This window comes from Alexandriicola marinus (assembly GCF_004000435.1).
Classification (GTDB): Bacteria; Pseudomonadota; Alphaproteobacteria; order Rhodobacterales; family Rhodobacteraceae; genus Alexandriicola; species Alexandriicola marinus.
Genome location: NZ_RBVZ01000013.1, coordinates 1 through 24,203 on the forward strand (window position 1 = coordinate 1; position 24,203 = coordinate 24,203).

Below are 24,203 nucleotides of genomic sequence, written 5' to 3' on the forward strand. Positions count from 1 at the left end.
GCCGCGATCCCGGCAAGCGAGGCCAGGCGCGCGACGCGGTTCTCCGAAACCCGCTCGCCTTGGTCGCGCAGATCATCCGTCAGCTTGCGATAGCCATAGACCTTGCCGCTGTCGGCCCAAGCCTGCCGGATCAACTCGGTCTGGCGCACATCCTCCTGCGCGCGGTAGCTTAACGGTTCCTTAAGCCATGCATAGAAGCCCGAGAAATGTACCCGCAGCACTCGGCACATGGCCCGGATGCCGAACTCTTCGCGATGCGCCCGGATGAAGGCGTACTTCATTGGGACTCGCGCGCGAAGTACGCGCTCGCCATTGTCCTCGGACCAATGGCGGACAATGCTCGCCTTTTTTTAAGATGTCGCGCTCCTCGGTCACCCTGGCCAACTCGCGCTTCAACCGCCGGTTCTCGGCTTCATGGTCCACGCCGGGCTTCGGAACCGGCTCACCGAATTGCTTCAACCACTTGTACAGAGAGTGCGTGCTCACGCCCAAACGCCGGGACACCTCCCGAACAGGATACCCCGCACCGTGATCTGGTGCACTGCATCCCGCTTGAACTCGTCGCTGTAATTGCTTGTCCCCATGTCGGCCTCCCTGCCTCAAAGTTAGGAGGCAAAGCGTCTACAAATCTAGGGGCACCTCACCTAGAGTCAGGACCCATTGATTTTCGTGTGGCCGCGTGATTCAGCGTTCGAAAAACGAGCGGTGACATGTCTGATTTCTTCTGGCTGAGCGATGCGCAAATGGCGCGTCGGGAGCCCTACTTTCCAAAGTCCCATGGCAAGCCTCGCGTCGATGACCGGCGGGTTCTGAGCGGGATTATCTTCATTAATCGCAATGGCTTGCGGTGGCGGGATGCACCCAGGGAATACGGCCCTCACAAGACACTCTACAACCGTTGGAAGCGGTGGAGTGACAAAGGCATCTTCGCTCAGATGATGGCCGGACTGGCGGCGGATCACGGCGAGAAGAAGACGGTCATGGTCGACGCAACCTACCTGAAGGCACATTGCACGGCGTCCAGTTTGGGCGTCAAAAAGGGGGGGCGTGGGCGTCTGATCGGCCGCACCAAGGGCGGACTGAACACGAAGCTGCACGCCATTTGCGACAGATGAGCCTTGTCGCGCCATTGGTCCGAGCGACAATGGCGAATGTCGCCCGCTCAGCCTCTTCGTCACCGCCGGACAGGTCAGCGACTACATCGGCGCTGCGGCCATGTTGAGCAGCCTGCCAAAGGTCGACTGGCTGCTCGGGGATCGCGGCTATGACGCGGATTGGTTCCGAGATGCGTTGAAAGACAGGGGGATACGCGCCTGTATCCCCGGTCGAAACCAACGAAAGACACCCGTCAAATACGACAAGCGGCGATACAAGCGTCGCAACCGCATCGAGATCATGTTCGGCAGGTTGAAGGACTGGCGGCGCGTGGCAACCCGATACGACAGGTGCCCGAAGGTCTTCCTGTCCGACATCATGCTCGCCGCCGTCGTTATCTGTTGGCTATGAGATGCGTTGAAAGACAAAGGGATACGCGCCTGCATCCCCGGTCGAAGCCAACGAAAGACGCCCGTCAAATACGACAAGCGGCGATACAAGCGTCGCAACCCCATCGAGATCATGTTCGGCAGGTTGAAGGACTGGCGGCGCGTGGCAACCCGATACGACAGGTGCCCGAAGGTCTTCCTGTCCGCCATCATGCTCGCCGCCGTCGTTATCTGTTGGCTATGAGATGCTGTAACGGGGCCTGCGTCACGCGCCGCCCGTTATGGCTTGCAAGATCAGGGGCAAGCTGTCGCCGTTCCCGTATCGGATCCAAAGGGAGGACTGCGGGATGAGACTGTTTATCGGATTGGATGTATCTTTGGCAAAGACCGCGATCTGCGTGATCAGCGAACATGGGCAGATTGTGAAGGAGGCGCAGGTCGCCAGCGAGCCAGATGCGCTTGTGACTTGGGTTGGGGAACTGGATGGCTCGATTGCCGCCATCGGTCTGGAGGCAGGACCCCTGTCACAATGGTTGCACCATGGGCTGACCAATACGGGCCTGGACGTCGTGTTGATGGAGACCCGGCAGGTCAAGGGAGCCCTGAAGGCCATGCCGATCAAGACGGATCGGCGAGATGCCGAGGGGATCGCGCGCCTTCTCCACCTTGGCTGGTTCCGGCCGGTCCATTGCAAGTCTATCTCAGCCCAAGAGGTTAGGGCCGTTCTTGGCGCTCGCAGGGCCGTCCAGCAGAGCATGATCGCTCTGGAACTGTCATTGCGCGGGCTGCTGCGGAACTTCGGGCTCAAGGTCGGCACCATATCCCGCGGCAGGTTCGAACTGCGCATCCGGGAACTGGCTGTCGGCAATCCCATGCTTGAAGCGGCGGTAGAACCGATGCTCCGGGCCCGGTCGTCTTTGCGGCATGAGTTGGCCGGGTTGGAGCGCCGCGTCCGTCAGTTGGCTCAGGATGACCCGGTGTGCCGTCGGTTGATGTCCATGCCGGGCATCGGCGCAGTTGTCGCCCTGACGTTCCGGTCCGCCATCGATGATCCCGCCCGGTTTACGTCTTCGAAAAAAGTAGGGCCATGGGTTGGCCTCACGCCGTCGCGAAACCAATCTGGCGAACGCGATGTCTCGGGCGGGATAACCAAGGCCGGTGACGTCACCTTGCGCCGCGCTCTGTGTCAGGCCGCGACCGTCATGATGCATCGCGGGCGCTCGACATGGCTGAGAACATGGGCCGCTCAGATCGCTCGGCGCCGTGGTGGAAAGCGAGCCATGGTCGCCCTGGCGCGGCGGATCGGCGTCATCCTTCACCGCATGTGGGTTGATGACACTGACTTCCGATCCGAAATCAATGCACCGAATGCGGCGTAAGAAATTGAAGTTCCAACCGCTGCCTGCCTGACTGACTGCAGGCCCTCGAGGTCCCCCCAGGGACGCGGTTCCGATGATGCCGTGGTCAGGACTGTTGCCGACACAGATCGAGCACGCCAATGAGATGGGCACACCGGAATTGCATTGAACCAGCATCATGTTGGCGGCCACCGCGCCGACCACGGACCGAAGCATGCACCCGGGACGATCTCAGGCGAAGGCCAAGGCAAAGCAGGACGGCTCAAGAAAGTCCGAAGATCAAACCCGCCCCTGGGCGCCCCATCCCGTCTGCGCAAAATAGCTTGACTGGGACGCCCCCGTTACCGAAGTCCTGAGCCTAGGCAACCTCACGCCGCAGCGATTTGCATTGAATTCGAGATTGGAAAACACGGCCGAGTGATGCCAGAGACCGACCGACGGATTCTCACAACGGGTGGGACGAAGTCGGGTCTCAGGTCATTGGAAACATTGCTTCGCGAGATCGATCGAAAGTATGCTGGACGTTGTCGTCAGCAAAATGCCCTCCATGCGGTTTCGATGACACCATCATGACATACGAAATGCCTCTGGGCGGCCACCTACCGCAAAAGTGCAGGATAATCAAAGAAGCAGTCCTCAGCGAAGGAGTTAAACAGTCGATAGTGTCAACTGATGAGAGAACCAAGGGTTTCTCCGCGTCGGACCGAAGCGTTCTCGTGCGCTGAGACCAACCCACTCACAAGACGACGCTTCGATAACGGCTTGCGAAGAGTGACGTCGGTAACGACCTTTCGTTCCAAAGAAAAATCATCGCGACTAACTTCACTTGACAACAAAACAATATCCAAATCCTGACAAACTGATCTGACGACAAGCAAATCATCAATCGCCGAGCCAGGATCACTGTACTGATCCAAATCAAGGATCAAGATATCCCAAACTCTAGGGCTTTCTTCTATTGAATTCAGAATCGCGTCGATGTCTGAAGAAAGATGAACCTCGTAACCTTCGTCAGCGAGGTCTTCCGCAATCTTGCAGCTTTCTTCGTTGACTTTTGCTGCAAATCCGATCCTTCCTAGCTTACAATCATTATCTCGACTTAGAAAACTCTTCCAAATCGTTTCTTCGACGGAAAGATCACTGGATAGATTAACATGATCATTTGACTTAACCGACTCCGTATCATTCATAAATCGACGAAAAGCGACAAATAAAGACATTGCGACAAAAATAGCTTGGAAAGTCAACGCCAGACCAAGAGCGCGAAAGAAGCTCGAACCGGTGACAAGGAGGCTGAGTAAAGATACAAAGAAGACCAACGAACTCAACAGAATAATAGCGAATGCTGATCCATCCCCCGACTGTGAATGAAATTCACCCGATCTTTCTCTTCTAGCCGGGAGAGCCCGACGAGGGTAAAAAAATGTACTTAACATCGCCCCGCGTTCCTAGACGAAGTTTATTCATAATCATAAAACTTAGATTTCTCATTTGAGCTTTTGTTTCTTTTGTGTATCTAAAGTGACATATCCGCGCGTTAGTGGCGACCTTGATTTTGGCTGACACTTTCGAGGATCGTGTTGGCGCAGGGAACTCTGTTGTACAAATACATAAGGGATTCATCTCGTGGATTAAGTGTGGAATCGGTGATGCATGAACAGACCCACACGCCCGACCGAGAAGACCTGGAACTGGCCAGACTACAATGAAGCGCTCAAGCGCAACGGCTCGCTTACGATGTGGTTCGATCCCTAGATGCGCTGGGATGCCGCGCCAACATGCGGGCGTGGCCGCAAGCAGACCAATAGTAACACTGCTATCCAGACGTGCGTTTCGATGCAGATATTGTTCGGCCTGGCGCTGCGACAAACGACTTGCTTCGTCGAGAGCTTACCGCTGCTGGTTGGGCTGGACTAGACGGTGCCCGATTTCAGCACGCCGTCGCGACTAGCGGACCCTGACCGCCAACATGCTCCATCGCGGGTTCAAGGAGCCGCTGCACCTGCTGACCGACAACACTGGCTTGAAGGTGGATGATGAAGGCGAGCGGCATTCTCATAAGCATGGCGGCCCGAAACGCCGCGTCTAGCGCAAGTTCCACCCCGGATTGACGAGGAAACGCTGGAGATCCGAGCCGTCGAAATTTCTGGACGCCGCATCGGCGATGCACCGATCCTACCCGAACTTCTCGACCAAGCCCAGGAAGACCAGGATTCGGCAGCGTCACGGCTGATAGCGCCTATGACACTCGCAAATGCCACGATGCGATCGCAGATCGCGACGCATACAAATTCGCACGTCGTCTCAAGACGCTCGGCAGTCTTACACCCTACGAATACATCTGCAAAATCTGGACTGCAGAGCAAGATCGATTCACCCTCAATCCGATCCACCAGATGCAGGGACTGAACACCTTATGTGTCTCGGCCTTGCTATAGATACCCCGTCGCTGGTCCCGGCCAGGACCGGCGACGGGGTTGGATACAGCGCTGAACATCTTGTGGCCTGACCACGTTTTCTAGCAGGCTGATCCCACCTCTCCTCACCGTCTCGAACAGTTGATGGCGGCCCGTTTTCCGGGACCGCGAAGCATAAGGAAGAGAGAGTGACATGATAGCAGCAACGACCGTGGTCGGGATAGATGTGTCTCGTGATTGGCTGGACGGGTTTTGCTTACCCGGCGAGCAGCGGTTCCGACTGGCGAACTCGGCAGAGGGTCATGAGTTGCTGGTCGCGGCGATCCGGGAGATGCCCGGCCCGGTCAAGATCGGGTTTGAAGCGACGGGTGGTCAGGAATGGGTGCTCTGGGCCACACTCGTCGCGGCGGAGATCGATGCAGGCCAGTTGCCCCCGGCGCAAATCAAGGCCTTTGCGCTTTCCCGGGGCACGCGCGCCAAGACAGACCGGATCGATGCAGAGCTGATCGCCCGGTTCATGCAGTTCCGACCGGAAGCCGGTCGAAGGCTGCCGAGCGAGAACTTGCGTATTCTCAGGGCCTTGACGACACGAAGGGCGCAGATCGTGGACATGCGCAAACGGCTTTCGGCGCAGATTGCGGCGCGCAGGAAGCAAGACATCCCCGCCGATGTCGAGGGCATGGATGCAGACCTCTGGGCAATGCTGGACACGCAGGTCGGTGATCTCGAGCGACGGATCGAAAGCGTCATCGCGCAGGAGGAAACCTCGGCTGAAAAGGCAAGGCTTCTGCGGTCCATCCCCGGGATAGGCCCGGTTTCCGCAGCCATGCTGATCGCGGAAATGCCGGAACTCGGCCGGATGACATCCGGCGAAGCCGCAGCCATGACCGGCCTTGCACCTGTCCCACACGACAGTGGAGGGATGCGGGGAAGCTCGTGTCCTCTGTGGGTTTGGCCCGGACGCGCGAAGCTCTGCACAACAGCTGGGACAAGAACGATCCGAAGGACGCCCAGGTCATCCTGCACATGCTGGAGATCGGTGCCGTGCAATTCTTCCACGATCCGCTGGTGACCGGCACGGCCGACATCCAGGAACTGTCGAAGACCCACGAGATCGTCTCGCGTTCGAAGACCGAGCTGTGGCACCGCATCCTGACGCATTACCTGCCGCTCTACTTCCCCGAGCCGCATTTCGAAGTATGGCAATGCACGGCTTCGCAGAACCCTATGGATGGCTGGCCAGGTTGCCGTTCTCAAACGCACCAACAGCTTCCGCGACAAGTTCGAACGCTACATCGCGCGGGATCGACACAACGCCCATCTGCGCCGCAAGGCCTACACCGCGATCGCGGCCAAGATGGCGCGCACCGTACACGCCGTGATCAAACACGGCGAACCCTATCGCCCCTTCTTCGAGGGGGTGAGCCCAGGCGGAAGGACCCTTGTCTGATAAGAGCCGTGGAGGCAGTTCGCTGACCTCGTAGATAATGTTCAGGTCTTCCGCTTGGGATTCTGGATCTCGTCTTAAGGACGGTGAGGGCCGCCGTAGCGCGTACCCTGTGTTTGCTATGGGAGAGACCGCTTCTTGACGGCGGAGACCGCCTGGGCAACCATAGCAGCGCATCCGGATACCCGGATGCCCCATGACCTGCTGACCTGAGCAGCCAAATCTTCCCGATATAAGACGTTGTCCACCCTGATATGGTCTGGCACGCCTCGCAGGATGAATTGGTCCGACAGAACGTCGATCACATCAGTGGACCGTAGCCTCCGATCAATCCGGATCGCCAGGCACTCGCGGGTGAACTCGTCGATCAGCTTGAGCGTGCGGAACCTCTTTCCATCATGTGTCCGGCTCTCGACGAAGTCGTAGGACCAGACATGGTTGGGACGCTCCGGCCTCAGACGGATGCATGATCCGTCATTGAACCAGAGCCTCGACCTCTTCGGTTACTTATTTGGAACCTTCAGCCCCTCCCCCCGCCAAATCCGTTCGACGCGCTTCACGTTCACGAACCAGCCGGCTTCGAGCGGCAGCGCCGTGATCCGCCGGTAGCCGTACCGCCCATACTGCGAGGCGAGCGCGATGATGTCCACGGTCAGCGCCTCCTCGTCGGGGCGACCTCGCGGAACCTTCCTTTGGGTCGAACGATGCTGACCGAGAACGGGGCAGGCGAAGCGTTCCGAGACCCGGAACTTCTGCCTGACATGGTCCACGCAAGAACGGCGACGGGCGGGGCTCAGAAGTTTCCCGAGGCAGCCTCTCGCAGGATCAGCTTCTCGAGCGTCAGGTCCGACACCGCCTTCCGCAGCCGCTCGTTCTCCTTCTCCAGCTCCTTCAGCCGTTTCACCTCGTTCGTCTTCAGGGCACCGTATTCCTTGCGCCACCGATAGTAGGTGAACTGCGTCACGCCGATGGACCGAACCGCCTCGGCCACCGACTGGCCCTGCGGTAGCAATACATCGACCTGCCGCAGCTTCGCGACGATCTCCTCGGGTTTATGGTTCTTATGGGGCATGCCTTGATACTCCATTTGGCTCGTAAGCCGACTTCAGGCAAAACAACTCTTCAGGGGGCAGGCCAGGACTTTCGGGTCCATCACATGGACAGCGATTAATCGAAAGATAATTTCCGTCAACTACGGAAGGGCTTGCGGGCATCTGTAAGCCACGTAGAAGGAAACAGAACCTGAATTGTTTGGAAGGATCATAGACTTTTATCATAGACGCTTCCGATCTGACGGCAGATTAATCCATGCGGCGGTCAATGCGGTGCGAAAAAGGGTTCGTAATGTCAGGGAAGTTTGTAATATCCCTAGATTTCGAGCTTCTGTGTGGTGTTTGGGATCATTCGGACAAGCAGGCCTATGGACCGAACGTGCTCGGTGCCCGCGACGCCGTTCCTCGCATGCTCGAGCTCTTCGCGGCACGCGACATTCGTGCCACCTGGGCCACCGTCGGATTTCTCTTCTGCGAAACCAAGGATGAACTGATAGCAGCGCTTCCCGCAGAGCGCCCCGCCTATGTCAATCCACGCCTGTCGAACTACACCTATCTCCCTGAAGTTGGGAAGGACGAGCGGTCCGACCCCTACTATTTTGCGGCCTCCTTGGTGGATGCGATCTGCAATACGCCGGGGCAAGAACTCGGCACGCACACGATGTCGCATTATTATTGCCTTGAGGACGGACAGACGCTCGCTAACTTCAGGGATGATCTGGTTGCCGCCAAGGCGCTTGCGGATCTTCGAGGTGTTTCTCTCAGATCGATCGTTTTCCCACGAAATCGGTTCTCTCCCGCGCATCTCGAAGTCTGCGCACGGCAGGGCATTACCCATTGCCGTGAGAATCCTGCTGGATGGGCCTATCGGGCCGCCAAAGGGTCTGAGCAGACCCAGGCAAAACGCGCGTTGCGGTTGATCGATGCCTTTTCGGGCGTCTTGGGCACGCAGACCTTTGTGCCGAGGCGTGAAGGTATGGTCGACGTGCCAGCCAGCCGCTTCTTGCGTCCCTGCGCTGGCAAGCCGGCCGCTTTCCATCCGCTGCATCTGGGCGCGATCAAACGCGGTATGACGGATGCCGCCAAGACCGGGCGCGGGTACCATCTGTGGTGGCACCCTCACAACTTCGGCCGGAACCTCGACGCAAACATGAACGGGCTGCGGCTGATCATCGATCACTTTGCAGTGCTGCGTGATCGATATGGCATGACGTCTATGGCGATGGGTGACTTTTGATGTCGGAACCGTTCATCTCGATCGAGCCAATCAGCGACGAGTTGCTGGCCGCTTACAAGCACTCAGGTATGGAGCTCGGCAAGGCCGGGGCGCAGGCCATCGAATGGGCTTTTGGCAGCAATCCTTCGCCTTTCGCCGTTGCGCGCCACGAAGGGGCCATCGTCGGCATTTCGGGATACATTCAGAGCCATATGCAGTTTGGCAAGACTGGCGGTACCGCGGTTCAAGCGGTCGACTCCTTCGTCTCCGAAACCATGCGCGGAAAAGGCATCTTCACGCGCCTCGCCCAGGCCTACGACGAGCATGCTCGCCATTCAGGTGTTGATCTGGTTTGGGGCTTTCCGAACGACAATGCGGCACCTGCCTGGTACGGCAAGCTCGGCTGGCATCGGCATGGAGAAGTTCCGTTCATGATCAAGCCGTTGCGGGCTGGTTTCATCAGCCGAAAGCTGAGGCTGCCACTCGACTTCCCGCTCACATTCGCGCGCGATCAGCGTATCGACGCTGTTACCAGAATTGGAGGCTGGGGCGATACGCTCTGGGAGAAGGTCGCCCCCGAAATCAACGTCGGCACGATCCGGGACCGCGCGTTTCTGCAACACCGTCTGGTTGATGCCCCGCAAGCGTCTGCTTACCGGGTTGTCGTGGACACGACCAGCAACTCAGAAGCGCTGGTGGCAACGCGGGAGGCGGACAAGCATGGTGGACGTATTGCCTATGTGATGGAGGCTCTTGGCGCGCCGTCCTTGCAGCCTCTGCTCATGTCCGAACTCGGGCGTCTGGCCTCGCGCGGCGTCGAAGTCGCCCTTGTCTGGTCCTTCCCTTGGTCTCCGAATTACCGCGCTCTGCGTAAGGCTGGCTTTATGCCGCTGCCAGAACGCTTGCGCCCCATAAGAATCTGGCTCGGCTCGACACCCAAGACGACCCAGGCCGAGAGAGCCAATCAGGAAGGCCAGTGGTATCTGAGCTATCTCGACAGCGACACCGTGTGAGCCGTGAAATCGTCGTCCGAAGACGGCCAACGGATCCCAACGCGGCCATGAGGTATTTGACGTGCACATTCTGATGACGGTGAACGCCGCCTGGAATATCTGGAACTTTCGGCGCCCGCTGGTTGAGGCGCTGACGGGCGTCGGCCACAAGATCACGGTGCTGGCGCCGCCGGATGATGCGGTGCCTGAGCTGGAACGTCTGGGTTGCCACGTTCGCCCGCTCGAGATGAGTGTAAAGGGGCTCAACCCGCTCGAGGACTTGAAGCTCCAGCGACAGTTTGGCCTGATCTTCCGTGAGGAGCGGCCAGATGCCGTGCTGAGCTATACCATCAAGAACAACATCTTCGGCGCGCGTGCGGCAAAGTTATGTGATGTTCCCTTCCTGCCCAATGTGACCGGGCTGGGGACGGCCTTCCTGTCTGGCAAGTTGTTACAGACGGTCACGGAGCAGCTCTACCGTCGATCCTTTGCCGCCTTGCCGGTGGTGTTCTTCCAGAACGAAGATGATCGCGACCTGTTTCTGGACCGCCGCCTGGTGCGCGCGGATCAGGCACGGCTTCTGCCCGGCTCTGGCATCGATTTGCAGCGCTTTGCACCTGCCCCGATGCCCGCACCGGAAAATCCGCCTGTATTCTTGATGATCGCAAGGCTGTTGCGCGACAAGGGCGTGCTGGAATTCGTCGAGGCTGCGCGCAGGGTTAAGGCGCGCCATCCTCGAGCGCGCTTCCAGCTGCTAGGAGCCGTCGGGTCAGAAAACCGCAGCGCCATCGATCGCCCGACCGTCGACGCCTGGGTCGCAGAGGGCGTGGTCGAATATCTCGGCACGACAGTTGACGTGCGCCCCGTGATTGCGGCGACGTCCTGCGTGGTGCTGCCCTCCTACCGGGAAGGAGCGCCGCGGACGCTGATTGAAGCCGCGGCCATAGCACGACCGCTGATCGCCACGGACGTGCCAGGGTGCCGGGCCGTGGTTGACCGGGACGTTTCAGGCTTTCTTTGCGAGGTACGCAACGCTGAAAGCCTCGCTGCAGCAATGCAGCGCTTTCTGGACCTTCCGCCGGAGGCGCAGCAAGCTATGGGAGCTGCCGGGCGCGCCAAGATGGAACGCGAATACGATCAGGCGATTGTTGTCGACGCCTATCGTGCAGCACTGGATATGATCGCAAGCGGCCGGCGGGGCGCGCGCTGATGGACACGCTTTTCTTCATCGCCTCGAAGCTCATCGGCGCGCTGCTCCGGCCAGATACCTGGATCATTGTCGCACTGGCTGTCGTCGTCTTGGCGCTGCTGTTCAACCGCAGGCGCCTCGCGCTTTGGGTCGGCAGCATCACGCTGGCCGTCCTGGTCGCGCTCGCCATCCTCCCCCTCGGTGATCTGCTTCTGCAGCCCATCGAGCGGACCTATCCCGCGGAGCCCGCTCTGGGCCAAGTCGACGGGATCATCGTGCTGGGGGGTGGCGAGGACGCGCGCGCCAGTGCCTTCTGGGGTCAGATGCAACTGAATGAAGGCGGCGAGCGCTACACGGCCGCTTTGGCGCTTGCCAGGCGCTTTCCAGAGGCAAGGCTTCTCTTCACCGGCGGCAGCGGTGCGCTGCGGTATTTGGCTGGTGCGGAGACCTCAGAGGCCGACATGGCCGGACGCTTCTTCCGCGATCAAGGCGTCTCGCCCGAGCGCCTGTTGCTTGAGGGCCAGTCCCGCAACACGGCAGAGAATGCGCGCCTCAGCTTAGCACTGGCCGCTCCTGCGCCCGGCGAAACCTGGGTGCTGGTGACCAGCGCCTTCCACATGCCGCGTGCTATGCGTAGTTTCGAGACGGTCGGTTGGGCGAGTCTGGTGCCTTGGCCGGTTGATTATCGGACTTCAGCCTTCAAGTATGGCATGGGCTGGAATCTCACCCGCAACTTGCTGGTTCTGAACACAGCGATCCGTGAACAGATCGGGCAAATCGCCTATCGGCTTTCAGGACGTTGAAACTCGAAGAAGTTACCTGCGTGTGTCGCCCGTTGCCTGCCATTCGCCCCGAGCTTCAGGCCGTCCGCAGCTGGTCGGCAGCCACCGCCACGCGGGTCTCACCGCCCATGATCTCCATCAGCACCCAGACGCGCCGCTCAGGTGCGATCTCCTCGATCGTCCCCAGGAAATCCGCAAAAGGCCCAGAGTTCAGCCGCACCTGATCTCCGGGCGTCAGAAGCTTCGGTGGCAGGAGTTTGCCTGACGTGTCGCAGCGCAGCATCAGCTGGCTGACGATATCGAGCGGCACGGGTGCTGGCTCTTTGCCGAAGCTCACCAGTCGCGTGATGCCATTGGTCGAGTTGATCGTGCGCCAATGCCCCGCGCCCGTGTTGAACGCCACGAATATGTATCCGGGAAAGAGCGGTCGTGGCGCGGTGATAAACTTGCCCCATACACGCTTCGTGCCATCCTCTGTAGGCAGAAAGGTTCGAAACCCTTGCAGCTTGAGATTGCGCTCGGCAATGTGACCGCAGTTCGGCTTCAGCTGTGCCAGAAACCAGCTCGTGCCTCTATCGTGATACGTCATCTTAAGACCTCGCTCATTTCTGAGCGTCTGGCATTGCATGGCTCCCCGAGGCAAATTCTCTTTGGTGCGGTTTGGTCTCAAAAGTGGACTTTTGACACCCGCTATCTCGCCAAGCCATTGTATTCGCTTTAATCTTTTCCATTCGTGACTTGATAGCTCCCGCCCATCACGCAAACGTCCAGCCTGAAACGGGTAACGACGGAGGGTGAGTTGGACGGAAGTGGCGCAGTAACCGAGTTCCGCGCGGCGCAATATGTGCGCATGTTGACCGAGCATCAGCAGTATTCGACCCACAACCAGTCCAACAAGATCCGCGAGTATGCCGAAAAGCGGGGCATTGAGATCGTCCGAACCTATGCAGACGACGGCAAGAGCGGGCTGTCCATTGGCGGCCGAGCCTCCCTTCAGCGGCTGATCGCGGATGTGGAATCCGGGGCGGCAGATTTCAACGTGATCCTGGTCTACGATGTCATCCGCTGGTGGCGTTTTCAGGATGCGGACGAGAGCGCTTATTACGAATACATCTGCAAGCGCGCAGGGATCCAGGTTGCCTATTGCGCCGAGCAGTTTGAAAACGATGGCTCCACTGTCTCAACCATCGTCAAAGGTGTCAAGCGCGCCATGGCCGGAGAATACAGCCGGGAGCTGTCGGTCAAGGTCTTCACGGGCCAGTGCCGCCTGATCGAACTGGGCTACCGCCAGGGCGGGCCCGCGGGCTTTGGTCTGCGCCGGGTGCTGATTGACGAGCGCGGCAACATCAAAGCCGAGCTGAAGCGCGGCGAGCACAAGTCGCTGCAGACCGACCGCGTCATCCTGATGCCCGGACCCGAGGAAGAGGTGGCCTGGGTTAACAAGATGTATCGCTGGCTGATCGAGGAGGATCTGTCCTTACGCGAGATCGCTGCCAGGTTGAATGATGCGGGTGTCACCACCGACCTCAACAAGCCCTGGACGCCCTCCACCGTGCGCACAATCCTGACCAACGAAAAATACATCGGGAACAACGTCTACAACCGCTCCTCCTTCAAGCTGAAGAAGATGCATGTGGACAACCCTCCCGAGATGTGGGTGCGCAAGGAAGGCGCCTTCGAGGGGATCGTGCCGCTCGAGTTTTTCCTGACCGCGCAGGAGATCATCACGGCGCGCTCCGCCCGGGTGTCGGACGAAGAGCTGCTCGAGCATCTGAAACGACTCTATGCCGAGGCAGGCCAAATGTCCGGGGTGCTGATCGATCAGGCGCCCGACATGCCATCCTCGGCCACCTACAGAAATCGTTTCGGCTCGCTGGCCCGCGCCTATGAGATGATCGGCTATTGCACGGACCGCGATCAGGAACGCATCGCGCTGAACAATCGCCTGCGCGCCTTGCATCCAGAGATCATCGCCCGGACCGAGGCGGCCATTGCCGAAGTCGGCGGCACGGTGGTGCGAGACCCAAAGACCGACCTGCTGACCATCAACAACGAGATGGTCATCAGCCTTGTGCTGTCGCGTTGCCAGCCCATGGGCAACGGGCGGCTGCGCTGGCGCATCCGCTTTGATCCGATGCGGTATCAGGCCGATGTCACGCTGGCGGTGCGCCTTGATCCGCAAAACCGGGGAGAGCTCGACTACTACCTGCTTCCTCGGCTCGATCTGCCCCGGCAGGAAATCCGGCTCTGCAACCACACCAGCATCGCCTTTGAGGCCTTCCGGTTTGAGGACCTCGGCTTTTTCTACGGCATGGCCGCGCGGGTCGGGCATTCGTCGGAAATGGGGGTGAGCAGGCCAGATCGTCGGAACAACCGAAAAGAACGAATCATAAACATCGTCATACTATGAAGGAGAAACCAGATGGTGACCGACACACCGGAGAGCGTAACGCTCGTCCCCATAGACCAGATCGAGGTGCTGAACTCACGGGACCGCAACATGAAGGTCTTCGAGGAAATCGTGGAAAACATCCGCGCCATCGGCCTGAAAAAGCCGATCACCGTGACCTAGCGCGAGGGGGCCGATGGGGCGCCCGCCTACCTCCTGGACTACGGGGAAGGACGGCTCAATGCCTTCCGCCTCTTGGGCGCGACGCACATTCCGGCGCTGGTGGTCAATGTGACCGACGAAGACGCATTCATCATGTCACTGGCTGAAAACATTGCCCGGCGCGGCCACCGCCCGCTGGAGATCCTCGCCGACATCGAACTGCTGCTGGCCCGCGATTACAGCATCGACGACATCATCCAGCGCACGGGTTTGTCAGAGAAATATGTCCGCGACATCGTCTTTCTGCTGGAAAAGGGCGAAGAGCGCCTGATCGAGGCGGTGCAGAACGGCACCATCCCGCTGACCACGGCACTCGAGATCGCCCGCGCCAAGCACGACGATGAAAACCTCGGTGACATGCTGGAAGAGGCCTACAAGACCGGCCAACTAAAGGGTCATCAGATCACCGAAGCGAAGCGCCTCATCGAAAAGCGCCGCGAAAAGGGTCCACGCACCGGTGGCGAGCGCCCGAAGCTTCCGAATTCCGCGCATTCGCTGGTGAAGATCTTTCAGCGCGAGGTCGCCTGTCAGCACAAGCTGATGCTGAAGGCCGATCATGCGCATCAGCAGCTCCTGCTGGTGGTCCAGGGTCTGAAACGCCTCTTCGCCGATGAGAACTTCGTGACGCTCCTGCGCGCCGAAGGGCTCGACACGCTGCCCAAATATCTTGCCGGCCGCATCGAAACCGCCTGAGCCATAGGAGGCCACCATGAACCAATACGGCACCGTCAAGCCGCTCTACCCCGGAGCGTTCCCGCCACCTGCGCCCGAAGAGGGCGATGCGCCTTATCCCAAGGCGCCGCTTAGCCTGACACTCGGCTTTGACCTTGAGACCTGGCAGATCCCGCTTGAAGAGCTGATGCCCTCCAAAAAGGTGCCTGACGGCGTGATGACGACGCGGAAGTTCAGCCAGATCGTGTCATCCATCCGCGAGATCGGCCTGATCGAGCCATTGTCGGTGATCAAGCCTGATGAGAACTCCTCGGGCTTCTTGCTGCTCGATGGCAACCTGCGCGTTCTGGCGCTGAAGGAACCCGGACAGGACACCGTTCCCTGCCTGATCGCCAAGGATTTTGAGACCTACACCTACAACCACCGGATCAACCGGCTTTCGACGGTGCAGGAGCATTACATGCTGCGCCGTGCCATCGACAAAGGCGTCAGCAAGGAACGGCTGGCCCGCGCCTTCAGCGTCAATCTCTCGACCATCAACAGCCGGATCAATCTCCTCCACGGGATCTGCCCGAAGGAGGTGGAGCTGTTGCAGGATCACCAGTTCACGCCCGATGTAACGCGGCAACTGCGCAAAATGAAGGCTGCGCGGCAGGTCGAGGCGGTGGAACTGATGATCGCAGCGAACACGATCACAGCCGCCCATGCCGACGCGCTTCTGAAGGCGACGCCGCCGGAGCAGCGCACCGATTATGATCCGCCGAAGCCTGATGAGCCCAAGGGCGATCCCCTCCAGCAGATCGTCAAGCTAGAGCGCGAGATGAGCCAGGTTCAGGAGAAATACAAACGCGCAGAGGAAAGCTATGGCTCGGAACTACTGAACCTCGTGGTGGCCAAGGGCTACCTGAAGAAAGTTCTCGAGAATGACGCCGTCCGCGCCTATGTCAGCCGAAACGCGCCTGAAATCCTTGAGCAGTTCGAACTCGTTCTGAACACGATCAGCATGGAAGAGGCGGTCGAGCAGGCAGCGCGCGGCGACGGCGCCGTTCGCGAGCAAGCCACAGACCCGGCGGATGCCGAGGGGACATCCGCGGACGCGGGGGCAAACGAAAGCGCTGAAGATTTGTGACGCCGGCAGCACAGGCCAGCCTTCCCAGGCCCGGCGCGGATGCGCCTGCAGGCTCGAAGGACGGCACGGGCACACGATGACGATGCTTTGACCTCAGGCCCTTGCAGGGGAGGCGGACGCGGTTTCACGATCGACCAGCACTTTTCCGGTTGGCGCAGCCTTCTTGCTGTTGCGCAGATCCGAAGGCGCGTCTGGGCCGCGGCATTGGCACGGTTTGTGACACGCGTCATCACCGCCATTGAAAATGCGCATGGCATTCGGCGCTTTCAGCGCAGCGGACATGACCGAAAGACTATCAGAAAGGGGCTTTTCGCGGCCGCAGCAATCTGATAACGCTCAAAACAGAGCGATGGTGAATATTCAGCATCAGTTCATTCAGCGAGAATCCCGAGGCGCCCTGCAGGCAGTCCTCGTGCGGCAGCCTGAGTAATTATCATGGCAGGCCAGCGCAGCAAGGTTCAAGAAGATGCGCGTTTCCGCGTTCTGCGGCTTCTGCATGACAATCCCGAGCTGTCTCAGCGCGAGCTAGCCGAAGCCGTTGGTATCAGCAATGGCAGCGCCCACTACCTGTTGAGCGCGCTTCTGGACAAAGGCCTGATCAAGCTCGGGAATTTCACAGCCGCCCAAGACAAGCGGCGCTATGCCTACATTCTGACTCCAAAAGGCATCGCCGAGAAGGCCGCCATCACCAAGCGTTTTCTAGAGCGGAAAATCCAGGAATACGACTCCCTGAAAGCGGAGATTGAAACGCTCAAGGACGAACTGGGTGACGCTTTCGCGCCGGAAAACTCCCCAGGCTCCTGATCCTTCTGAAAGCTAAAATGTCACAAAGCAAAGTACTGGTTACCGGAACCGCAGGGTTCATCGGGTTTCATCTTGCCAAGCTGCTGTTGGCCGAGGGCTTTCGGGTGCAGGGCTACGATGGGATGACGGACTACTATGACGTCACGCTCAAGCAGCGTCGTCATGCCATGCTCCTGCAGAACCCGAATTTCTCGGCCATGGAGGGAATGCTGGAGGATCAGGCGCGTTTCGATGCTATCGCCGATGAATTCCGGCCAGATGTGATCGTCCATCTCGCAGGTCAGGCCGGCGTTCGTTACAGCCTTGAAAACCCTCGCGCCTACCTCGATGCAAACGTTATCGGCACCTTCAACGTGATGGAGGCCGCGCGGCGCCTCGAGGTCAAGCACCTGCTGATGGCATCGACCTCATCGGTCTACGGCGCCAATACCGAAATGCCGTTTACCGAGACGGAGAAGGCCGACACGCCGCTGACAATCTATGCGGCGACCAAGAAGGCCAATGAAAGCATGGCGCACGCCTATGCGCATCTTTGGAATCTGCCCACCACAATGTTCCGCTTCTTCACGGTCTACGGCACATGGGGACGGCCCGACCTCGCGCTGTATAGGTTCGTCGATGCAGTTCTCGATGATCGCCCGATCGATATCTACAATCACGGCGATATGTATCGTGACTTCACCTACGTAGATGATCTGGTGCGCGGCATTCGGCTGCTGATCGATGCCGTGCCGGAACGCCCCGCAGATGGGATCGTGCCCGAAGGCGACAGCCTGTCGCCCGTCGCTCCCTTCCGGATCGTCAATATCGGCAATTCAGACAAAGTGCGGCTGCTCGATTTCATCGATGCGATCGAGGATTGCCTCGGCAAGAAGGCGATCCGCAACTACATGCCAATGCAGATGGGCGACGTCCCCGCCACTTGGGCGGACGCCAGTCTCCTGCAGCAGCTGACCGGCTATCGTCCACAGACGGATTTCCGCGATGGCATCGCGCGGTTCGTCGAGTGGTTCCGCGACTACTTCGGAAAGTGACACAATGACATTCTCAGATGGACCCCTTGCCGTCATCGGCCTTGGCTATGTTGGCCTCCCCCTGGCGGTGGAATTCGGTAAGCACCGCCCGGTGATCGGCTTCGACATCGACTCCGACCGTATCGCTGAACTGCGCGCAGGACTCGATCACACGCGCGAGGTTCCGTCAGAGGAACTGGCCGAGGCGCGGCATCTGACTCTCACCTCGGACCCGGCCGACCTTACCGCCGCCACGATCTTTATCGTAACTGTTCCTACGCCCATCGACGCGCACAAGCGCCCCGATCTAACGCCGCTCATCAAGGCGTCGGAAACCGTCGGCCGGGCGCTGAAGAACGGCGACATCGTCATCTATGAATCGACCGTCTATCCCGGTGCGACGGAGGAGGACTGCGTGCCAGTTCTCGAGCGCGTCTCTGGCCTGACCTATAATGTCGATTTCTTCTGCGGCTACAGCCCAGAACGCATCAACCCCGGCGACAAGGCACACCGCCTGACGACGATCCGCAAAGTCACCTCTGGTTCCACCCCCGAGATCGCGGATACGGTCGACGCGCTCTACGCCGGCATCATCGAGGCGGGCACCTACAAGGCCGAGAGCATCCGAGTGGCTGAGGCCGCGAAGGTGATTGAAAACACCCAGCGCGACCTCAACATCGCGCTGATCAACGAACTCGCCATCATCTTCAACCGCATGGGGATCGACACCGAGGCGGTGCTCAAGGCCGCAGGAACCAAGTGGAACTTTCTGCCCTTCCGCCCCGGTCTGGTGGGCGGCCACTGCATCGGTGTTGATCCCTATTACCTGACCCACAAGGCCGAGGCTCTGGGGTATCATTCGCAGGTGATCCTGGCGGGGCGGCGGATCAACGACGGGATGGGCGCCTATGTAGCGGGCCAGATGGTCAAGGCCATGCTGAAACGCCGCATCCACGTGGACGGTGCGCGGGTGCTGGTGCTGGGCCTGACCTTCAAGGAAAACTGCCCCGACCTGCGCAACACCCGTGTGGTCGATGTGGTGGAGGAACTGCGAGATTACGGTGTGCAGGTCGACATCCATGACCCCTGGGCGGACGCAGCCGAGGCGAAGCACGAATATGGGCTCGACCTGATTGGCACGCCCGAGGTCGGTGCTTACGACGGTATGGTGCTCGCGGTGGCGCATGATGCTTTCCGCGCAGCTGGTCTCGAGGCATTGCGCCGCCATGGCAGCGACGGCGCCGTGTTCTGCGACCTGAAAAGCGTGTTCGCGCGCGACGACAGCGATCTGAGGCTGTGATGGTTCCTGAAAATATCGCTCTGGTCGAGGGGCCCAACCTGACGCTGCGTCTCATAAATCCCGAGGATGCGGACTATGTCCACGTCCTCCGCACCGCTCCCGCCTACAACCGGCACCTCTCCGAAGTACGCGGCACGGCCGAGGACCAGCGCCGCTGGATCGAAGGCTACAAGGCGCGTGAGGCAGACTTGCGCGAGCTTTACTATGTGATCGAACGCAAGGACGGCACCCGATGTGGGCTAGTCCGGCTTTATGACATCGGTGCCGACAGTTTCACTTGGGGTAGCTGGATTCTCGACCACAACAAGACGCGGAAAGCGGCGCTGGAAAGTGCGGTGCTCGTCTACATGGTTGCGTTCGATGGCCTGGGAGTACCTAAAGCGCAATTCGATGTCCGCCGTGACAACGCAAACACCTTGGCCTTTCATCGGCGCTTCGGCGCTACCGAGACGCACGAGACGGGTCAGGACATCTATTTCACCTATCCGCGAAGCCGCTTCGAGGCTGACCGCGTCGGATATCTGGCGGTCCTTGAAGAGGAGCGTGCGGGATGACGCAGAGCAATGGCTTTGTCAGGGAAATCCAGCTTCCCCAGATCCACGATCCGCGGGGCGATCTGACCTTCGTCGAGGGTGGTATTCAAATACCGTTCCAGATTGCCCGCGTCTATTACCTCTACAACGTTCCAGTAGACTCCGAACGCGGCGGGCATGCGCATCGGGAACTGGAGCAGATCGTCTTTGCCTTGTCCGGCAGTTTCCGCATGAAGATCGACGACGGAACCACGAAATCCGAATACTGGCTGCGCGACCCCCGCAAGGGACTTTACATCAGCAAGCTGGTCTGGCGCGAGATGGACGCCTTCAGCCAGGGCACCGTCTGCATGGTCCTCGCCTCGCACCGCTATAACGAGGCGGACTATTTTCGGAATTATGACGATTTCCTCTCGGCGTTAGGGAACGAAACGAAATGATCCCGTTCCTCGACCTCGGCGCCGCCTATCGCGAACTCAGGACCGAGATCGATGCGGCCATCCACCGTGTCCTCGACTCGGGCTGGTACATCCTCGGGCCCGAGGTGGACGCCTTCGAGGCCGGCTGGGCGGCCTGGTGCGAGGCCGATCACGCGGTGGGGGTCGCCAACGGCCTTGATGCGCTGATCCTCGCACTGCGCGCGTTGGATATCGGGTCGGGGGATGAGGTGATCGTTCAGTCGAATACGTATATCGCCACCTGGCTGGCGGTGACGGCCGTCGGCGCGCGGCCCGTGCCGGTGGAACCCGACGCCGCCACCCACAACATCGACCCCGCTCGCATCGCCGCCGCGATCACCCCGGCGACACGGGCGCTGTTGCCCGTTCACCTTTATGGCCAGCCGGCCGACCTTGACCCGATCCTTGCGCTGGCCCGCCAACACGGCCTTGCGGTGATCGAGGATGCCGCCCAGGCCCATGGCGCGCGCTACAAGGGGCGGCGCATCGGCGCGCATGGCGATGTGGTGTGCTGGAGCTTTTATCCCGGCAAGAACCTGGGCGCCCTGGGCGATGGCGGGGCAGTCACCACGAACCGCGCCGATCTGGCCGACCGCATCCGGGTGCTGCGCAACTATGGCAGCCGGGTGAAATACGTGAACGAGGTGCAGGGCGTGAATTCGCGCCTCGACCCGATCCAGGCCGCCGTCCTGCGGGCCAAGTTGCCGCATCTCGATGCCTGGACCGACCGTCGCCGCGCGATTGCCGCCGACTACGCCGAAGGACTGCGGGACAGCGGGCTGATCCTCCCACATGTGCCAGACTGGGCCGATCCGGTCTGGCACCTCTTCGTCGTCCGTTCGCCGGACCGCGACGGGCTGCAAAAGCGTCTGGCAGAGGCCGGGGTCGGCACCCTGATCCACTACCCGATCCCGCCGCACATGCAGGCGGCCTATGCTGATCTGGACCTTGCCCCCGATGCCCTACCGCTGGCGCGCGATCTGGCGGGCGAGGTGCTGAGCCTGCCGATGGGGCCGCAGTTACCGCTGGCAGATGCCGCGCGAGTGATCGAAGCGGTCAGGGCTGCTACTTGAGCGAACCCTCCTATCGCACGATCCTGCGGTCCTCCTCGATCATCGGGGGGGCGCAATTCATCAACATAGCCGTGAGCTTTGTAAAGATGAAGGTAGTGGCGGTGCTGCTGGGGCCGGCGGGGGTTGGGTTGATTGGGTTGTATCTGAGCCTGATCCAGACCGCGTCCTCGATCGCGGCGCTTGGCATCGGAAACGTCGGCACCCGCCAGATCGTCGCCGCCCATGCCGAGGGCGGCGACGAGGCGGTGGGCCGCACCCGCCGGGCCCTGCTCTGGGGCACCATGGCGCTTGCCCTGATCGGAGCGGCGCTGTTCTGGCTGGCCAGCGGCTGGATCGCGCGGGTGATCCTGGTGGATGAGAGCCGCGCCAATGATGTTGCTTGGCTGTCGTTGGGCGTCGCTCTCACTGTCGCTGCCGGCTCGCAGGGCGCGCTGCTGACCGGCCTGCGCCGGATCGGCGATCTGGCCCGGATCAACGTCGGTGCCGGGGTCATCGGGGCCGTACTCGGCGTGCTGGCACTGTGGCTCTGGGGCGCGCAGGGCCTGATCGCGATGGTCCTGATCGCGCCGGTTGTCACGTTCCTGCTCGGGCACCTCTATGTTGCGCGCCTTGGCCCCCCTGCGGGCCCCGCGATCCGCCTGCCCGAGATGTCACGCGAATGGCGGGCGATGGTGACGCTGGGCTTTGCCTTCATGCTCAGCGGGCTTGTCACGACGCTGGGCCACCTCACGGCGCGCACCCTTGTCCAGCGCGACCTTGGCCCCGAGGCCCTTGGCCAGTTCCAGGCTGCCTGGGCGATAGGGATGACCTATATTGGCTTTGTCCTCAGTGCGATGGCAACCGACTACTACCCCCGCCTGACCGCCGCGATACATGACACCGCCACCGCAACCCGCCTTGTCAACGAACAGACCGAGGTTGCGCTGCTGCTCTGCGCGCCGGTGCTGCTGGCGATGCTGGGCCTCGCGCCCTGGGTCATCCATCTGCTCTATTCCGCCGAATTTGGCCCGGCGGTCGAGATCCTGCGCTGGCAGCTTCTGGGCGACATCCTGAAGGTGATGAGTTGGCCGCTGGGTTTCGTTCTTCTCGCATTGGGGGCGGGCAAGACCTTCGTCCTGACCGAGTCGGTGGGGATGGGCGTCTTTGTCCTTGGTGTGCTGATCGGCCTTCCGCTGATCGGAGTCACGGCAACTGGGGTCGCGTTTCTGGCGCTTTACGTCGCCTACCTGCCGATCGTTTGGTGGTTCGGCGGGCGCCGCATCGGCTTTCGCTGGACCCGCGCGCTCAAGGCGCAGGCGCTGGCGGTGATGACGGCGGCGGTGGTGGTGGATATCGCAGCGCGCTGGTCCGATCCGCTGGGCGCGATCCTGGGCCTGGGGTTGGCCGCGCTAACGGGTGTCTGGGCGCTGCTGCGCCTGTCGTCGATGGCGGGGGCGAGTGGTCGCCTCGGGCGCGCAGGGGAAAGGGTAAAGGGATGGATGATAAAGCGATGATACGAACCTACGGCAACACGAACCTGCCCGAGGAAACGCCGGAGAGCCCACTCGTGACCTTTGCGCTGCTCGCCTACAATCAGGAGAAGTACATCCGCGAGGCGGTGGAGGGCGCGTTCTGCCAGACGTACTCCCCGCTCGAGATCATCCTGTCGGATGATTGTTCAAGCGATCGGACCTTCGAGATCATGGAGGTGATGGCAGCAGCCTATACGGGACCTCACATTATAAGGCTGCGACAGAACACTGAAAATATCGGCATCGCACGGCACCTAAATGCTATCACTAAGGAATTCTCGGGGCGATATCTAATATTGGCCGCCGGCGATGACATTTCTGTGGCGGAGAGGACAGCCGCCTGCGTCGCGGCAATGGAAGATCTAGGTATGCCTCTGGTTCACTCAATGGTCACTTATATCGACGAGAAAAGTAAAGACACAGCTTATCAAAGAACTCATGCTCCTCTTCTTTGGGCGCCAATTGACGCAAGTTCTGCCGCCACGAGTACTTCCCTATACATCGGCGCAACCGGAGCAATAAGTCGTGACCTGCATGCAAAGTTCGGACAGATATTGTTTCCCCAAGCCTATGAAGATCTTGTTTTTGGCTTTCGATCTGTAATTGGCGGCGGAAGTCACTTCATCGAACAGAGACTCGTCCGATATCGGATTGGGGTTGGAGTCAGCCATATCCAACCAAATTTGAGCAACAAAGAAAAAAAAGAAAAGGACAAAAGGGGCCTGAAGGCACACGCAGATGTGTATCGTCAACGACTCCTAGATTTGGATGCCGTTGGCGGAGATTACGAAAAAGTTCGCGCTTTGCTATCTGAAAGACTACATGAGTCGGAACTGCGAATTGCTCGCCGCGACGGCGTCAGCGCATTGTTTTTTGCGTGTATCAGACGACCAAGTTTATCATTAAAGATCATAGTCAAGAAAATTCGTCTAAGTAGGACCCCAAACAATTCATAGATCTTCAATCACGCATAATCACATTTCCCTTCCGCGATCGGAATCTTTCTTGATCACTCCGAAGGAGTAGGGTCATTCGGAACTGGGCACCTGTTGCAGCACAATGAAAAACACGATGCCTATCGTCTGGGGCAGGATCGACGACGATATCCTCATCCGCAACCGTCACGCACTCGATGCTTCTGGAAAAATAGCGCCTACCGCCT

The 24,203-nt window shown here is 59.9% G+C and carries 19 protein-coding genes and 7 pseudogenes; 22 read left to right on the forward strand and 4 right to left on the reverse strand.

Annotation, left to right across the window (positions count from 1 at the left end; all coding sequences use genetic code 11):
* Window positions 1-584: pseudogene (locus EP376_RS23370) on the reverse strand (transposase); the annotation flags it as partial.
* Between the two features lie 126 nt (window positions 585-710).
* On the opposite strand from EP376_RS23370, the pseudogene EP376_RS19890 reads away from it, so the two are divergent.
* The 3 genes and pseudogenes from EP376_RS19890 (at window position 711) to EP376_RS19900 (ending at window position 2,863) form a co-directional block, all read left to right on the forward strand.
* Window positions 711-1,506: pseudogene (locus EP376_RS19890) on the forward strand (IS5 family transposase).
* A pseudogene (locus EP376_RS23665) lies at window positions 1,507-1,728 on the forward strand (transposase); the annotation flags it as partial. It abuts the pseudogene before it with no gap.
* A gap of 103 nt (window positions 1,729-1,831) precedes the next feature.
* Window positions 1,832-2,863: an IS110 family RNA-guided transposase gene (locus tag EP376_RS19900; RefSeq protein ID WP_127657326.1), complete on the forward strand. Its 1,032-nt coding sequence runs from the start codon at window positions 1,832-1,834 to the stop codon at window positions 2,861-2,863.
* 644 nt (window positions 2,864-3,507) lie between these two features.
* On the opposite strand, the gene EP376_RS19905 is transcribed toward EP376_RS19900, so the two are convergent.
* The gene (locus EP376_RS19905) at window positions 3,508-4,278 is read right to left on the reverse strand and encodes a response regulator (protein WP_127657327.1); all 771 of its coding nucleotides are present in this window, start codon (window positions 4,276-4,278) and stop codon (window positions 3,508-3,510) included.
* A 217-nt stretch (window positions 4,279-4,495) separates the two neighbouring features.
* Between EP376_RS19905 and EP376_RS23375 the strand changes: the two are divergent.
* From EP376_RS23375 to EP376_RS19920, 3 pseudogenes are all read left to right on the forward strand, one after another.
* Window positions 4,496-5,280 (forward strand): annotated as a pseudogene (locus tag EP376_RS23375) (IS5 family transposase).
* A 172-nt stretch (window positions 5,281-5,452) separates the two neighbouring features.
* A pseudogene (locus EP376_RS23385) lies at window positions 5,453-6,136 on the forward strand (IS110 family transposase); the annotation flags it as partial.
* Between the two features lie 53 nt (window positions 6,137-6,189).
* Window positions 6,190-6,709, forward strand: a pseudogene (locus EP376_RS19920) (IS110 family transposase); the annotation flags it as partial.
* Window positions 6,710-6,903: 194 nt separating this feature from the next.
* Here the strand turns inward: EP376_RS19920 and EP376_RS19925 are convergent.
* A pseudogene (locus EP376_RS19925) lies at window positions 6,904-7,778 on the reverse strand (IS3 family transposase); the annotation flags it as partial.
* Window positions 7,779-8,050: 272 nt separating this feature from the next.
* On the opposite strand from EP376_RS19925, the gene EP376_RS19930 reads away from it, so the two are divergent.
* From EP376_RS19930 to EP376_RS19945, 4 genes are all read left to right on the forward strand, one after another.
* Entirely contained in the window at window positions 8,051-8,995 is a 945-nt protein-coding gene (locus tag EP376_RS19930) for a polysaccharide deacetylase family protein (RefSeq protein ID WP_164745006.1), read from the forward strand.
* The gene (locus EP376_RS19935; RefSeq protein ID WP_127657330.1) at window positions 8,995-9,987 is read left to right on the forward strand and encodes a GNAT family N-acetyltransferase; all 993 of its coding nucleotides are present in this window, start codon (window positions 8,995-8,997) and stop codon (window positions 9,985-9,987) included. The genes EP376_RS19930 and EP376_RS19935 overlap by 1 nt, the downstream gene beginning before the upstream one ends.
* Window positions 9,988-10,048: 61 nt before the next feature.
* Window positions 10,049-11,176 (forward strand): glycosyltransferase family 4 protein, encoded by a 1,128-nt coding sequence (locus EP376_RS19940; RefSeq protein WP_240652487.1) that lies wholly within the window; start codon window positions 10,049-10,051, stop codon window positions 11,174-11,176.
* Window positions 11,176-11,958, forward strand: coding sequence for a YdcF family protein (locus EP376_RS19945; RefSeq protein WP_127657331.1), 783 nt, complete (start codon window positions 11,176-11,178; stop codon window positions 11,956-11,958). Before EP376_RS19940 ends, EP376_RS19945 begins: the two co-directional genes overlap by 1 nt.
* A 55-nt stretch (window positions 11,959-12,013) precedes the next feature.
* Here the strand turns inward: EP376_RS19945 and nusG are convergent, their stop codons facing one another.
* The gene (nusG, locus tag EP376_RS19950) at window positions 12,014-12,526 is read right to left on the reverse strand and encodes a transcription termination/antitermination protein NusG (protein WP_127657332.1); all 513 of its coding nucleotides are present in this window, start codon (window positions 12,524-12,526) and stop codon (window positions 12,014-12,016) included.
* Window positions 12,527-12,736: 210 nt separating this feature from the next.
* Here nusG and EP376_RS19955 point away from each other — a divergent pair, with 210 nt between their 5' ends.
* From EP376_RS19955 to EP376_RS20005, 12 genes are all read left to right on the forward strand, one after another.
* Entirely contained in the window at window positions 12,737-14,347 is a 1,611-nt protein-coding gene (locus EP376_RS19955) for a recombinase family protein (protein ID WP_255519531.1), read from the forward strand.
* Between the two features lie 12 nt (window positions 14,348-14,359).
* Window positions 14,360-14,509: a ParB N-terminal domain-containing protein gene (locus EP376_RS23220; protein WP_203331087.1), complete on the forward strand. Its 150-nt coding sequence runs from the start codon at window positions 14,360-14,362 to the stop codon at window positions 14,507-14,509.
* A 108-nt stretch (window positions 14,510-14,617) separates the two neighbouring features.
* Window positions 14,618-15,241, forward strand: coding sequence for a plasmid partitioning protein RepB C-terminal domain-containing protein (locus EP376_RS19960; RefSeq protein WP_203331086.1), 624 nt, complete (start codon window positions 14,618-14,620; stop codon window positions 15,239-15,241).
* A gap of 16 nt (window positions 15,242-15,257) precedes the next feature.
* Complete coding sequence (locus EP376_RS19965; protein ID WP_127657333.1) at window positions 15,258-16,349, forward strand: plasmid partitioning protein RepB C-terminal domain-containing protein; 1,092 nt, start codon at window positions 15,258-15,260, stop codon at window positions 16,347-16,349.
* A gap of 435 nt (window positions 16,350-16,784) precedes the next feature.
* Window positions 16,785-17,153, forward strand: coding sequence for a MarR family EPS-associated transcriptional regulator (locus EP376_RS19970; RefSeq protein WP_127657334.1), 369 nt, complete (start codon window positions 16,785-16,787; stop codon window positions 17,151-17,153).
* A gap of 17 nt (window positions 17,154-17,170) precedes the next feature.
* A complete protein-coding gene (locus tag EP376_RS19975; RefSeq protein WP_127657335.1) occupies window positions 17,171-18,187 on the forward strand; it encodes an NAD-dependent epimerase/dehydratase family protein in 1,017 nt (338 codons plus the stop codon).
* A 4-nt stretch (window positions 18,188-18,191) separates the two neighbouring features.
* A complete protein-coding gene (gene tviB, locus EP376_RS19980; RefSeq protein ID WP_127657336.1) occupies window positions 18,192-19,466 on the forward strand; it encodes a Vi polysaccharide biosynthesis UDP-N-acetylglucosamine C-6 dehydrogenase TviB in 1,275 nt (424 codons plus the stop codon).
* Complete coding sequence (locus EP376_RS19985) at window positions 19,466-20,020, forward strand: GNAT family N-acetyltransferase (RefSeq protein WP_127657337.1); 555 nt, start codon at window positions 19,466-19,468, stop codon at window positions 20,018-20,020. Before tviB ends, EP376_RS19985 begins: the two co-directional genes overlap by 1 nt.
* Window positions 20,017-20,439, forward strand: coding sequence for a sugar 3,4-ketoisomerase (locus tag EP376_RS19990; RefSeq protein WP_127657338.1), 423 nt, complete (start codon window positions 20,017-20,019; stop codon window positions 20,437-20,439). The genes EP376_RS19985 and EP376_RS19990 overlap by 4 nt, the downstream gene beginning before the upstream one ends.
* Window positions 20,436-21,530, forward strand: coding sequence for a DegT/DnrJ/EryC1/StrS family aminotransferase (locus tag EP376_RS19995; protein WP_127657339.1), 1,095 nt, complete (start codon window positions 20,436-20,438; stop codon window positions 21,528-21,530). Before EP376_RS19990 ends, EP376_RS19995 begins: the two co-directional genes overlap by 4 nt.
* Window positions 21,527-23,023 carry an O-antigen translocase gene (locus EP376_RS20000; protein ID WP_127657340.1) on the forward strand — a complete coding sequence of 499 codons (1,497 nt, stop codon included), beginning with the start codon at window positions 21,527-21,529 and terminating at the stop codon, window positions 23,021-23,023. Before EP376_RS19995 ends, EP376_RS20000 begins: the two co-directional genes overlap by 4 nt.
* Entirely contained in the window at window positions 23,005-23,997 is a 993-nt protein-coding gene (locus tag EP376_RS20005) for a glycosyltransferase (protein WP_127657341.1), read from the forward strand. The genes EP376_RS20000 and EP376_RS20005 overlap by 19 nt, the downstream gene beginning before the upstream one ends.
* Window positions 23,998-24,203 lie beyond the last annotated feature (206 nt).